Raw genomic sequence first — 12,982 nt, forward strand, 5'->3', positions numbered from 1 at the left:
TCCTAGTGTAATTGTAGGATATAATTGGGAAAAAGGCAAGTCTAAATTTCCGGTTCAGCCAAAAACCGCGCCGAAATCGCGGCAGAGGTATTGAACAGCCCTGCGTCCGGTGATCAAGGCCACCGGCATTCCGCCTGGCGGCTGTATCCGCTGGCCGGCAAAGTACAAGCCCTTGATCTTTTTTGCCTTGCTGGGATAGATGGTCCGCCGGTGCCCCGGCGGGGTAATGGTCATCCAGGAACCGTGATAGGTTCCGCAGAAACGCTCGTAGGTAAGCGGAGTGGCTACATCCCAGGTCTCTGCCTTGCCCTTGATCAGGGGGAACCGTTCCTCCAGCCGGCTTAATACTGCTTCAAAAAGTTCCCTCTTTCTCTGATCGTACGCCCCCTGTTCCCGGGCGTTTTTCCAATAGTCATAGGTATCGACAGAGATGCTGCTGGTTATTGCCGTGCAGCCTTTGGGTGCGTATTCGGGATATGGGGCGTAATTATTCAGGTTCAGATGATTGATAGTGAAGCCCCCGAATTCGAAGGGCTTTTCCAGGGGAAACACCATGGTCTCAGGCAAACTGGAGAGATCCGCCTTGACCCCTATGCTGATAAAGGTGTTGACGATGAGAGTTGTCTCCCTGCAGCGCAGGATATCCGCCCAGCCTTCGTGCAGGGGGGCCTCAAAAAGAGTGTCCACCGCGGCCAGGGTATCGGCAGCGACTATCACCGCATCGGCCGGAATGATCCCGTCTTTGGTTTCGACCCCGGCGGTCCGGCCGTCCTTCACCAGCACCCGGTTTGCCTTTGTGTTGCAGCGGAGTATCCCCCCCGCCTTGACAAAGCGGTCGGCCATGTTCTGTATCAGTTTAAGGGAACCTCCCTCTATATAACCGCCATCCCCGGACATGAAACAGCTCAGGATAAAAAACAGCGAAAGCGCGTCATAGCCGGGATTCACTGTTTTCAGCAGGAGCAGCCGGATGGCAGGGCTGCGGAAACGCCGCGCATAGTCCCCCGCAGAAATCCTGCCTAACGCGATGATGCGGGGCAGCAGGGAAATTGCCTTAAGGGCGACTTTGCGGAGCCCCGGCGCTTTCTCCCGCACCTTTAGCCCGGGGATATCCCTCACCGGAATGCCAAAGCCGCGAAACCGCCTTATATCACGGCACATCTTTTTAATCAGCGGAATATCCTCGGGGGATACAGCAGAGAGATGCTCCTCAAACTCTTTTACATCCCGGTGCATGGCTGCCCGCTTTCCGTCATATTCGCAGACCAGAAAGGGATCGGTATTAAAAATTTTTGTTCCTTCATTAAGGGCGCCCACCTCCTTCCAGAGTTTGTTGTGGGACTTTTCAGGCCCTGATCCGTTCAGCCAGTGCATGCCTCCTTCAAAGAGGTAGCCATTCCGCCGCCATGCAGTGCAGTTCCCCCCTGGAATAGCGTGGGATTCAACAATGGTAACATCGAATCCGCTTTTTCTGGCGTAAATGCCCGCCGACAGCCCCGCAATCCCCGCCCCGACAATTATAACTTTTTTCATGTGTTCCTTTTAATTTCCTTTGCTCTCAGCCTCGGCGGGGCTCCCCGCCTCTCCGGCCGAGACCCCGCCCATGACGAAGAAGGCAATGAGCATGCAGACAGCGGCAAAGATGAAGATGCCCTCATAGCCTGCAATGTCTATCACAAGGCCGGTGATAGGCGGCGCGAGTATGGCTGCGCTTTGGCTAAAGGTGTAGTAAAGCCCTGTGTAAATCCCCATGGTGCCGAAGCTTGCCATTTGCCAAAGCATGGGGAAGGAATTGACCACCACCCCAATCCACACAGCCCCGTAAATAAACATTAGGGAAAGAAAAAACACCAGAGCCCCCGAACTTCCTGTCAGCCCCAAAAGGGCCGCCGCAGGACTGCAAAGAGGGATAAGGCACAGGACAAAAGTAAGGATAAAAAGGCTGTGGCGTATGTAATTCCGCCTTCCTATTTTGTGGGCCATGTAGCCTGTGGGGATCGCCATGGCGGCCCCTGCAATGCCCGCAACACCCTGGGCAAGGGCAGCGTTGCCCTCGGAAACCTTCAGGGATTCCACCATGTAAAGCCCGAGGAAAGGCTTAAGCCCCTCATAAGCCATGAACCAGAAAAAGAGCGCCATAAGTATGCGCGGCACCGATGCGTTATTCCCGGAGAACGCTTGCCTGATGGAAGCAAGCATGGGCACGTTTTCTTCCGCCTCGCCTTCGGGCAGTTTTTCCCGCACAAAAAGGAGCAGCACTGCCACTGCGGCAAAAATGCAAAAGGCGGAAATGAGGAAGGGGAGTTCCGTGTCCCTGTTCATCATGGGCGCCAGGATCAATGTGCCTATGATGAGGCCGAAGCCGCCCATCATGTTGATCACCCCGTTGGCTTCGGAACGAAAAACCCCTGGTATGGTGTCGGGCATGAGGGCTACCACAGGACCCCTCACGGAAGTTTTAAAAATGTTGAAGACAAAGAGCAGGACAATCAAAGCCCAGAGCGAAGATGCCGCCGACAGCGGTATAAGGGCAAAGAGTATGCCCGCAATGGGGAGCATCACCGCGATAAAAGGCATGCGCCTGCCAATGCGCGTCCTGGTGCGGTCGGACCAGACGGATACCAGGGGGATAAGAAAGAGCTGGAGTATGTTGTCCAATGTCATGATCCCGCCCACTGCGGCATTTGAATTGATGTACCGTCTTAAGAACATGGGGACATAGGTATCGTACAGGGGGTCCATAAGGCCCATGGTGAGAAAACCAAACCCAATGAGCATGGTCAGCCCCAGATAGCCTCTAAATCCTCTTTCTTTTTCTTTCACCGGATCAGTATACCTCATTGTCAATTGCTGATATAGTGAATCATGGCTCTGAACTGCGGTATTGTAGGACTTCCCAACGTAGGGAAGTCCACCATTTTTTCGGCTTTAAGCTCCGCCCCTGCGGAAGCTGCCAATTATCCCTTTTGCACGATCAATCCCAACTTCGGCATTGTGGATGTCCCCGATTCCCGGCTTGCGAAACTCACGGAGCTTTTCAAGCCTGCCAAAACCATTCCTGCCTCAGTGGAATTTGTCGATATAGCCGGCCTTGTCAAAGGCGCGTCAAAGGGCGAGGGCCTGGGAAACCAGTTCCTTTCGCACATACGGGAAGTTTCTGTCTATGCCCAGGTGGTGCGCTGTTTCGACGACCCGGACATAATACACGTGAATAACAAGGTTGATCCCGAGTCCGACATGGAGACCATCAACATAGAGCTTGCCCTGGCCGATCTCGACACTCTGCAGAAACGCCGCGAACGGGCCGACAGGGCCCTCAAAGTGCAGGCCAAGCCTGAACAAAAGGCAGCCGAAACAGTCCTCTCCGCACTGGATAAAATCGGGCCGGCCCTCGAAAACGGCAAGCCCGTCCGCTCCGTGGATCTGACTGACGATGAAAAGGCTGCCATCTACGACAGCCACTTTATCACCGCAAAACCCCAGATCTATGTCTGCAATGTTGACGAAGCGGGCATGAAAGCCCTGGCAGCAGGCAGTCTCGGCGCAAACCCCTACACTGCGCTGGTGCAGAAGCGGGCAGAAGCGGAACATTCAGCAGCCGTTGCCATTTGCGGCAAATTCGAGGCTGAGCTTGCAGCCATCGACGATCTCGAAGAAAAGCTTGCGTTCCTCGAAGAATTGGGACTCAAAGAATCGGGGCTTGCCTCGCTTATCCATTCAGTGTATCGGCTTCTGGGCTTGCGTACCTTCTTTACTGCCGGCGCCGACGAATGCAGGGCATGGACTATACACTCAGGCGACTCGGCCCCCAAAGCCGCAGGGGTCATCCATACGGATTTTGAAAAGGGCTTTATTAAAGCCGAAGTGTATTCCTACGATGATATTGTCAAATACGGAACCGAAGCGAAGATCAAGGAAGCAGGGAAGTACCGCATCGAAGGCAAGGAGTACATAGTCCAGGATGGCGATGTGATGTTCTTTAAATTCAATGTCTAGAACAAGCTATGGCACTGAGCAAGCATAAGGTACTGGAAGATTTTTTTGGCTTTAAATCCTTCCGCCCAGGCCAGGAAGAAACCATAGATGCCGTACTCGCAGGCAGGGATGTTCTTGCGATAATGCCCACCGGGGCGGGCAAGTCCCTCTGTTATCAGATACCGGCCCTTATGCTTCCGGGGCTGACCATCGTAATATCCCCCCTTATTTCATTAATGAAAGATCAGGTCGAGGGCCTTAAAGATTCAGGCGTCCAGGCTGCCTGCCTTAACAGTTCAATCAGCCCTGCTGAATACAACGAAACCATGGACAGCATCCTTGCAGGAAAACTCAAGCTCCTCTATATTGCACCCGAACGGCTTCAGAGGGCCGAGCTGCCCCGTTTTGCGGCAGGGCAGGGCATACCCCTTGTGGTGGTGGACGAAGCCCATTGCCTGTCCCAGTGGGGCCATGATTTCAGGCAGAGCTATCTGGATATCGCGGGTTTTATCAAAAGCATAAAGCCCAAGCCGGTTACCGCCGCATTCACCGCCACCGCTACGCCAAAAGTGCGTGAAGATATAATAACACTTTTGCGCTTAAAAGAGACTAATGATGACAAGGGCGCTTTCATCATTACCACTGGTTTTGATCGCCCCAATCTTTATTTTGAAGTGCAAAAACCCGGCAAGAACGGATGCGCCTCAAAAGACAAAAACACTGCCCTCCTGGACTGCCTGAAAACCAGGACCGATAAAAGCGGCATCATCTACTGCGCAACCAGGAAAGCAGTGGAAGAAGTGTGGGATCTTCTCTTAAGGCGGGGCTTCGGTGTCACCCGGTACCATGCAGGACTTGGCGATGCGGAGCGGAAGAAAAACCAGGATGACTTTCTCTATGACCGCAAGCCCATCATCGTCGCAACCAACGCTCTTGGCATGGGCATTGATAAATCCAATGTTTCCTTTGTGATTCACTACAACATGCCCAAAAACATCGAAAGCTATTACCAGGAAGCAGGAAGGGCGGGTCGTGACGGCGCCCCCGCAGACTGCATACTTCTTTACAGCGGACAGGATGTAAAAATAAACGAGTTCCTTATTGCCAGAAGCGACGAGGAAAGCAATGAATCGAACCCCGATCTGGTAGAGCACAACCTTGAACTCCTCAAGCAAATGACCTACTACGCTACGGGGAATGGCTGCCTCCGCCAAAGGCTGCTTTCATATTTCGATGAGCAATCACAGGGTTATTGCGGAAACTGTTCCAACTGCCTCACTGCTTTCGACGAGGTAGATATCAGCCTCGAAGCCAGAAAAATTATTTCCTGCGTATACAGGCTTAAGCAGCGGAACAGGGCTTTTGGCAAGGTCATGATCATCGATATATTGAAAGGCAGCAGAAGCGAAAAAGTAGTTTCCCAGGGTTTCGATACCCTCAGCACCTGGGGGATCATGCGGGAGGCTTCCGCCCATAGAATCCGCGCCATACTAGACTGGCTTGTCGAAGAAGGCTATCTCCTTCAAAGCGCCGGGGAGTATCCGGTAATAGAGATGGGAATCAAGGCGGGGGATTTTCTTAAAGGGAGCAAGCCGCTCATGATGATGCTTGCCAAAGAAGCCCCTCCCCGGGAAATCCCTTTCCGGGAAAAAGCAAAGGCGGCGGAAAAGCCCGGGGCCTGGGAAAACGCGGATGCAGGTGTACGCACAAAAACTGAAGAAAGCCTTGCGGAAAGCTCCTTTGACGAAGCCCTCTTCGCAAAACTCAAAGAGCTGCGCAGACAGCTTGCCGCCAAAGAAGGCTTCCCCGCCTATATTGTTTTTTCCGACGCTTCCCTGCGGGACATGTGCAGGAAGCTGCCCAAAACCCTTGAGGAATTCCCCGGGGTGAGCGGGGTAGGGCAGGTAAAGACAGGGAAATACGGCCTACCCTTTACCAGTTTGATACGGGAACATTGTTCCGCCAATGCGGAACCTGATGAAAATTAAAGATTTTTCGGCAATTAAAGATTTTTCTTGACCTCCACAAAATTCAGGGTAATAATTAATAGCATGATAGAACCAACAGCCCTTCAGCGTTATTCCCTATTCGGCGGTCTTCTCAAGGAACAGATCGGCAAGATCCTTCCTTTTATGGAATATGAAAGCTATGCTCCAGGCGAATGCATTATTGCGGAAGGCGTGTGCAATGATCGAATCCGCTTTATCCTCGAAGGCAGGGTGGCAGTGGTAAAAGGAGGACTTATTCTCTACGAATTCGGGGAAGGTGATGAGTTTGGCGAGATGGAGGTCCTGGACATTATGCCCTCTGTTGCCGCAATCAATGCCATGCTCCCCACCACCGCCATATCCATCTCGAACAAAGCGCTCCACCAAATTTACAAAGCCGACATCAGCATCTTCTCCATGCTCATCATGAATCTTGCCCGGGATCTCTCCCGTCGGCTCCGCAAAATGGACGAAAAAGTAGCAAGCGAATCGCCATTCCTGGAGTGGAGTTAAGCAAAGAAGAAATTCCAACCCCAAAGGCGCGCAAAGCCGCACGAAGGAAGAGAAGAAAAACCCCCAGTCTTTTTAAACTTTGTGCGGCTTCACGGCAGAAAATCTTATATTCTCTTACACCCCGAGGCGTTTCTCGATGGCGTCCAACTCGTCGTAGAGTTCTTTGGGCATCCTGTCGCCGAATTTGGGATAGTGGTTCTTACGGACATCGGCGATTTCTTTCTTCCATCCTTCGATATCCACGGAACAGAGTTCCTTCATCACCGCGTCGCTGACGCCTTTGGGGGCATCGATGGTGCCGGGTTTGGGGAGGTTGCCGATGGGGGTCTCGACGCAGTTGTCCTTGCCGTCGCAGCGGTCAAAGACCCAGGCGAGGACGCGGCTGTTTTCGCCGTAGCCGGGCCACATGAACTTGCCCTCAGCATCCTTGCGGAACCAGTTGACGAAGAATATCTTGGGAAGCTTGTCAGCCTTGCCGTCAGCATCGGCTTTCTTTCCAATGTTGATCCAATGCTTGAAGTAGTCGCCCATGTGGTAACCGCAGAAGGGCAGCATGGCGAAGGGGTCGCGGCGTACCTGGCCTACCTGGTCGGAAATGACTGCGGCAGTAACTTCCGAACCTGTGATCGAACCCATGAACACGCCATGAATCCAGCTCTTTGCCTGGTTCACCAGGGGAATAGTTGAGGGGCGGCGGCCGCCGAAGAGGAAGGCGGAAATAGGCACCCCTTTGGGATCTTCCCATTCCTTGGCGATACAGGGGCACTGCTTTGCAGGGGCGGTAAAGCGGGCATTGGGATGGGCGATTTCTTCGCCCTTGGGGCTCTTGTCGGTCTGGGGGGCAGGCTTGGTCTGGCCCTTCCAGTCGATGACGGTTTTGCCGGGAGCGCCGTGGCCGATCTGTTCCCACCAAATGTCGCCGTCTTCGGTAAGACCGCAGTTGGTGAAAATGGTATTCTTGGCTGCCGCTTCCATGGCGTTAAAGTTGGAATCGTTGTTTGTGCCGGGGGCAACGCCGAAGAAACCCGCCTCGGGGTTAATGGCGTAGAGGCGCCCGTCGGCGCCAGGCTTCATCCAGGCAATATCATCCCCCACGGTCTCGACCTTCCACCCCGGAAGGGTAGGTATGAGCATGGCCAAGTTGGTCTTGCCGCAAGCTGAGGGGAAAGCGCCGGTAACGTATTTGACTTCGCCGGAGGGATTGGTCAGCTTGAGGATGAGCATGTGCTCCGCAAGCCAGCCTTCGTCCCGGGCCAGAACCGACGCGATACGGAGGGCCAGGCACTTCTTGCCGAGCAGAGCGTTTCCGCCGTAACCCGAGCCATAGGACCAGATTTCGCGGGTATCGGGGAAGTGGGAGATGTACTTGTCGTCCATGGGGGCGCAGGGCCACTTGCCGTTGTCTTTTTCGCCGGCAGCCAGGGGCTTCCCGACCGAGTGGTAACAGGGCACGTAGAAGCCATTGGACCCCAGAACATCCAGGACCTTGGTCCCGACACGGGTCATGATGTGCATGTTTGCCACGACATAGGGGGAATCGGTGATCTCGATGCCGATTTTGGCAATGTCCGAACCCACAGGGCCCATGGAGAAGGGGATGACGTACATGGTGCGCCCCTTCATGCTGCCCTTGTAAAGGCCGGTCATGGTCTCCTTGAGCTTCGCGGGATCAACCCAGTTGTTGGTAGGGCCGGCATCGCTTTCGCTCTTGCTGGCGATATAGGTGCGGTTCTCGACACGGGCCACATCCGAGGGGTCGGAACGGAAGAGGTAGGAATTGGGCTTCTTTGCCAGTTTGGTGGCAAGTCCCGCTTTTACGGTAATGTCGATCATGCGGTCGTATTCCGACTGGCCGCCTTCGCAAACTTCGACTGAATCGGGGGTCATAAGGGCGACAGCTTCATCGACCCACTTTTTGAGACCCGCATGCTTAAGATCTTGAACTTTCATGAGAACTCCTTAAGATTTATGTAACTATACACCTAATTATAGTAGAAATCGGGATTTTTGCCAATAGGCGGCTAAAATCCGTATCCTATGCCGACTGAAAAGAAGTTTTCACCCCCTGCGCCGAAAAACCAGTTGTGTCCAAAGTCTGCCTGGACAAACAGTCCGGGAACCGCCGCTGTGGTGAACATCAGGCCACCCTTAACAGAGAAGTCAAAGTGTACTTCAAAGGCTGAATCTACTTGATAGCCCCAACTGTCAGTTGTTGCAGGGGTATCCATCTTTGCAAACCCGAATCCGCCGTCCGCAAAGGGGAGCAGCGCAACGGCGCCAAGCCGTATGGGGATATAGAACCCGAGAGTACCCTCCAGCTGGAAATAGTGCGGCGCCGGGGCATAGTTGATATTTACGCCGTAGAGTACATAGCTGCCCCCGCCCTTCAGGCTGGCAGTAAAGGCCGATCCGGTATCGAAGAGCTTGGTGTATCCGACATAGATGAGCAGGCTGTAATCGGTACGGAGCCTCTTGTCCTGTTCCTGCTTTTTCTGCTTGGCGTCTATCAGGGTTTTGTCGCCGCTCACTACCTCTCCGAAAGAATCCATGCGCCAGATTCCATACTCCTTGACCCATTCGGACTTAACCGTTTTGTCATTTACATTGAATGAAACGGTATACCCGCCCTTATAGTTTGATTCAATGGAATCCAGGCTGACATTCATTGATCCCGATTTGGTGCGCATGGAATTTTCAATGAGCCAGGCAACACCGGCGCTCATGCCATCCACAGGGTTATAGACGAATTCATTGATAATGGCTTCCTTCACGCTGGGAGGGGCCTTGTCCCACATTTCATCCATGGAATATTCAGCGTTCTGGGCTGAACAGGCCGCAGTGAGATATTCTGCGATGTGGCCATAAACCGCGTGATTTGCCTTGAGACCTTTTATAAAACCGGCAACTCTTTTTTCGATGGCCTCCCTGTCGTTAGCCGGTTCCTTGCTTAAGGCAGCCTGCAGAAAGGTTTTTACCGTATCCAGAGGGATGGAATAATTGGCGGCCTGCCTCCCATAAGCAGATCTCGTATTGATACCCGCTACCGCGTAGCCTGTGGGAACTCCCGCAAGAGTCACAAGGAGGGGCCCGCCTGAATTGCCCGGATCAATCTGGGCAGTGTGCTGAATAAAGGGGCCTATGGTCTCATCATCGTTTCCCGTAGGAAGCCGTACTCTCACATTCGAGATGGTTCCCCTGCTGAACTGCCATATAGCGGTGTTTCCCAAACCGGGAAAACCTGCGGCAAATACATCTTCCCCTTCATCCAGAATTTTTTCATTAAAAGCCAGCCCCTGGCTAAAAGGCTTGGCCCCGGCATCAAACATAAGGAGGGCAATATCATTCTCCTCATCTGCCATAAGCACTTTGAGATTATCGTAGCTGATCTTGGCGCCGTCCTGTTTTTCAAAGGAGATGGAGAGCGAATCGGACTGCCTGATTACATGGTTATTGGTAATAATATAGCAGGCGCCGTCGGCGTCCACATACGCAAAGCCCGAACCGCTCAGGCCCTTGAGGTACTCATCAACACTTTTGGCAGCTTTGGTGTAACCCTTTTTTTCAAATTCACTTTTCCATTTGCCCATGTAGTCCACAACATCTTTGTGGTAGTGTATGCTGATAAGTCCCACATAATCCCTTAAGGCTCCGGCCTGGGCAAAACCGAAAGAGACACTGCCAAAGGCCAATAGCAAAGAAAGAATGAATTTACGGTACATGTTTTCCTCCTGACAGGATAAACATATTATGACTATATTTTTAATTTCTTTGGAAGCCTGTTAGAATTAAAAAGGGCTGAATTTATTCGTGGCGAGGGGGTTAATACCCCGCCCCTTGGGGCGGTTAAAAAGGTATTAAGCCCCGAGTCCAATTCCTTAAGAGAACAACATACCTCGCGGCTTGCCGCGGGGTTGTTGATTCATTTTTTTGAACCCGGTGTTGATATTAAAAGGCCGGATTGGGGTTTTGGAAGAGCCGGCTTTTCGTCTATTTGAGAGCCCGGTTCCTCTATTTGAGAAAATGGTTTCCCTGTTTTATAAACCGGTTTTTCTTCTTCATAAAACCGTTCCTCTGTTTTATAAACCAGTTCCTCTTTTTAAGAAAGCGGTTTTTCTGTTTCAGGAATCGGTTAGTCTTTTTTACGAACCGGTTACACTTTTTGCGGATCCATTGGCTCTTTTTTATGAACAGGTTTCTCTTTTAACAGATCGAGCGCACATTTTTGAATATCAGCTGACCCCCGGAGAACCGATATCGGTGTTCCGGGAGCCAGATTTGCTGCCCCGTGCATCCATTGGGGAATCCGGGGCAGCAAGGGTTACGCTTGAAATGTTACCTGGATGCTGCGCTTTCTTCCCCGTCTGTGGGTTTTTTCTTGCGCCTGTTTTGCGGGAACCTTGTCGTAAGTTCCTCGTAGATCGCTTTGGCCCCGGGAATGTCCTGCTGGGCAGCATCCTTTGCAGAACGATAAATGGTTAATGAAGCCTTGTAGGCTTCGCTGCCTGCCGCCATTATTGTATCGTCCAGGCCCTCTTCCAGCTGCCGTATGGAATTCGCCAGGCCCCACAGCCCGTGGGCATCGGCAAAGTCCTTGTCATACTCGTTCATGTCCAGATAAGGCGGGACAAAATTGAGGTTCTGCTTGGCATATTCGTGGGCTTTTTCCACGAAGCTGAGGGTTTTTTGCCCCATTTTGGGCAATCCGTGCCGTTCCCCGGGGGTCAGCGCGAGGAGATAAGGCTTCAATGAGCTTAACGCTTCATCAATAGCCTTCTGAGCCTTGTTCAATACCGCTGCTGGTATTGCTTTTACGTGACAAGTAGGTTTCATACTTGTATCCTCCGATGGTACCATGTACCTGAATTTTATATTATTAAAATACTCATATATTTAAAAAAAACAAAGCGAATTTTGCAATTTTTTTATTTTTTTTATGCCTAAATTTCTATTGACTTCTATAGGAATTAGTCTAACTGTTAACTATTTATTCACTAAACTACTCAAGGAGAAACCAGGATGAAAAAGGGGAAACTATTTTTTATTCGTAGCGAGGGTACATACCCCGCCTCTTGGGGCATTATAAAGGGTATGTACCCGAGTCTAATACCTTTAAAGAACAACCATACCCCGACCGCTCTGCGGTGGGGTTGGTTGATTGGGGTCATTGTATTATTGTCTTTGGGAGGATGTTTGATGACTCCCAAAGTATTTGACGATACTCTATGGTATATACCGTTTAAGGCTCAAAACACACGGATTGACTTTGTTCCCTTTGAAGACTGAATAGGTGATTTCTCACCCCTTCAGCCTCGCCAGCCTTCTGCATGCCTCTTCGATATCCGCCCGGTGTCCAAAAGCCGAGAAGCGTATAAAGGACTGGCCCGCAGGCCCGAAGCCCGAGCCCGGCGTGGTAACCACCTGGCATTTTTCGAGTATCTCCGCAAAGACTTCCCAACTGTCCCTGCCGGGGAACCGTGCCCAGATGTAGGGCGAATTGTCCCCGCCCACACAGGCAATGCCAAGGCTTTGCACGGCTTCCCTGATGAGTTTTGCGCTGCCGAGATAAAAGTCGCAGAGTTCCTTCATTTCCTTGACGCCTTCGTCATCCAGGGCGGCCAATGCACCCCATTGGGCTATATTGGAAGCGCCGTTAAAAATGGTGCCGCAGATCCGGGCCCAGTCGGCATTGACGCTTTCGCCCCCCGCATACTTGAGCTCTTTGGGGACTATGGTCCAGCCAAGGCGCACGCCGGTAAAGCCCGCTGGCTTCGAGAATGAATTAACTTCAATGGCGCATTCCCGTGCGCCCTCAATTTCGAATATGGATTTGGGCAGATTGGGGTCCCGCACATATTCTGCGTAGGCCGCGTCGAAGATAATTACAGTTCCTTTTTCCTTTGCGGCCTTCACCAATTCTGTTAATTGCACCCTGTTGGCTACAGCCCCTGTGGGGTTATTGGGGGAACAAAAATAAAAGATACTGTCCGAGGGGAGTTTTGAAAGATCAGGAAAGTAATTATTTTCCGCTGTGCAGGGAAGGTACGCAATGCCTTCGTATCCTGTCCCTGTCCATCCGTTTGCGGCGCCGATGAGCACCGACCCGTCCACATACACCGGGTATGAAGGGTCCTGTACCGCAACTTTAGTGCCTGCCCCAAAGAGAAGCTGGAGCCTCCCGATATCGCACTTGGCGCCGTCAGAAATAAATACTTCGTCTGGAGCAAACTTTCCCTGGTAAAACACTTTGGAAATCCGCTCCCGCAATTCAAGAAAGCCTTCGTCGGTATAGCCCAGGTAGCCTTCAACAGTGCCCAGCCTTTTCGCGCCTTCCGTAAGCCCCTTGTCAATATGGGGCAGTATGGGTTCGGTGGTGTTCCCCACCCCAAGGCTTATGATCTTTGCCTCCGGATGGGCCGCCGCGAATTCCCTTCGCCTCTTGGCGATTTCCGGGAAGAGATAGCCTGCTTTAATGTTGGCAATGCACTTGTTCCGCTTAATCATACTCT

At 52.2% G+C, this 12,982-nt stretch carries 9 protein-coding genes; 3 read left to right on the forward strand and 6 right to left on the reverse strand.

Translation table 11 applies throughout. The features are described from left to right. Positions 1–54: 54 nt before the first annotated feature. Both TREAZ_RS04770 and TREAZ_RS04775 read right to left on the reverse strand, forming a co-directional pair. Positions 55–1,533 carry a phytoene desaturase family protein gene (locus TREAZ_RS04770; RefSeq protein ID WP_015710683.1) on the reverse strand — a complete coding sequence of 493 codons (1,479 nt, stop codon included), beginning with the start codon at positions 1,531–1,533 and terminating at the stop codon, positions 55–57. Between the two features lie 9 nt (positions 1,534–1,542). After that, a complete protein-coding gene (locus TREAZ_RS04775) occupies positions 1,543–2,841 on the reverse strand; it encodes an MFS transporter (RefSeq protein WP_015710684.1) in 1,299 nt (432 codons plus the stop codon). Between the two features lie 24 nt (positions 2,842–2,865). Between TREAZ_RS04775 and ychF the strand changes: the two genes are divergently transcribed. The 3 genes from ychF to TREAZ_RS04790 all read left to right on the forward strand — a co-directional run bounded on the left by ychF (position 2,866) and on the right by TREAZ_RS04790 (position 6,476). Next, positions 2,866–3,996 (forward strand): redox-regulated ATPase YchF, encoded by a 1,131-nt coding sequence (gene ychF / locus TREAZ_RS04780; protein WP_015710685.1) that lies wholly within the window; start codon positions 2,866–2,868, stop codon positions 3,994–3,996. 8 nt (positions 3,997–4,004) lie between these two features. Next, the gene (gene recQ / locus TREAZ_RS04785; protein ID WP_015710686.1) at positions 4,005–5,963 is read left to right on the forward strand and encodes a DNA helicase RecQ; all 1,959 of its coding nucleotides are present in this window, start codon (positions 4,005–4,007) and stop codon (positions 5,961–5,963) included. 63 nt (positions 5,964–6,026) lie between these two features. After that, on the forward strand, positions 6,027–6,476 hold the full coding sequence (locus TREAZ_RS04790; protein WP_015710687.1) for a Crp/Fnr family transcriptional regulator: 450 nt from the start codon (positions 6,027–6,029) through the stop codon (positions 6,474–6,476). Between the two features lie 114 nt (positions 6,477–6,590). Here the strand turns inward: TREAZ_RS04790 and TREAZ_RS04795 are convergent, their stop codons facing one another. The 4 genes from TREAZ_RS04795 to TREAZ_RS04815 all read right to left on the reverse strand — a co-directional run bounded on the left by TREAZ_RS04795 (position 6,591) and on the right by TREAZ_RS04815 (position 12,977). Beyond that, on the reverse strand, positions 6,591–8,426 hold the full coding sequence (locus TREAZ_RS04795; RefSeq protein ID WP_015710688.1) for a phosphoenolpyruvate carboxykinase (GTP): 1,836 nt from the start codon (positions 8,424–8,426) through the stop codon (positions 6,591–6,593). A gap of 71 nt (positions 8,427–8,497) precedes the next feature. Next, positions 8,498–10,195, reverse strand: a complete 1,698-nt coding sequence (locus TREAZ_RS04800; RefSeq protein WP_015710689.1) for a S1C family serine protease — start codon at positions 10,193–10,195, stop codon at positions 8,498–8,500. A 613-nt stretch (positions 10,196–10,808) separates the two neighbouring features. Further along, on the reverse strand, positions 10,809–11,306 hold the full coding sequence (locus tag TREAZ_RS04805) for a hypothetical protein (protein WP_043922849.1): 498 nt from the start codon (positions 11,304–11,306) through the stop codon (positions 10,809–10,811). Positions 11,307–11,771: 465 nt separating this feature from the next. Next, the gene (locus TREAZ_RS04815) at positions 11,772–12,977 is read right to left on the reverse strand and encodes an LL-diaminopimelate aminotransferase (RefSeq protein ID WP_015710691.1); all 1,206 of its coding nucleotides are present in this window, start codon (positions 12,975–12,977) and stop codon (positions 11,772–11,774) included. Positions 12,978–12,982: the final 5 nt, after the last annotated feature.

Origin of the sequence: Leadbettera azotonutricia ZAS-9, from assembly GCF_000214355.1 — a bacterium.
Lineage (GTDB): Bacteria > Spirochaetota > Spirochaetia > Treponematales > Breznakiellaceae > Leadbettera > Leadbettera azotonutricia.

Coding starts and splice junctions, on each gene's coding strand:
- TREAZ_RS04795 (WP_015710688.1), bottom strand. CDS start 8,426: ATGAAAGTTCAAGATCTTAAGCATGCGGGTCTCAAAAAGTGGGTCGAT.
- TREAZ_RS04775 (WP_015710684.1), bottom strand. CDS start 2,841: ATGAGGTATACTGATCCGGTGAAAGAAAAAGAAAGAGGATTTAGAGGC.
- TREAZ_RS04790 (WP_015710687.1), top strand. CDS start 6,027: ATGATAGAACCAACAGCCCTTCAGCGTTATTCCCTATTCGGCGGTCTT.
- TREAZ_RS04815 (WP_015710691.1), bottom strand. CDS start 12,977: ATGATTAAGCGGAACAAGTGCATTGCCAACATTAAAGCAGGCTATCTC.
- ychF (WP_015710685.1), top strand. CDS start 2,866: ATGGCTCTGAACTGCGGTATTGTAGGACTTCCCAACGTAGGGAAGTCC.
- recQ (WP_015710686.1), top strand. CDS start 4,005: ATGGCACTGAGCAAGCATAAGGTACTGGAAGATTTTTTTGGCTTTAAA.
- TREAZ_RS04770 (WP_015710683.1), bottom strand. CDS start 1,533: ATGAAAAAAGTTATAATTGTCGGGGCGGGGATTGCGGGGCTGTCGGCG.
- TREAZ_RS04800 (WP_015710689.1), bottom strand. CDS start 10,195: ATGTACCGTAAATTCATTCTTTCTTTGCTATTGGCCTTTGGCAGTGTC.
- TREAZ_RS04805 (WP_043922849.1), bottom strand. CDS start 11,306: ATGAAACCTACTTGTCACGTAAAAGCAATACCAGCAGCGGTATTGAAC.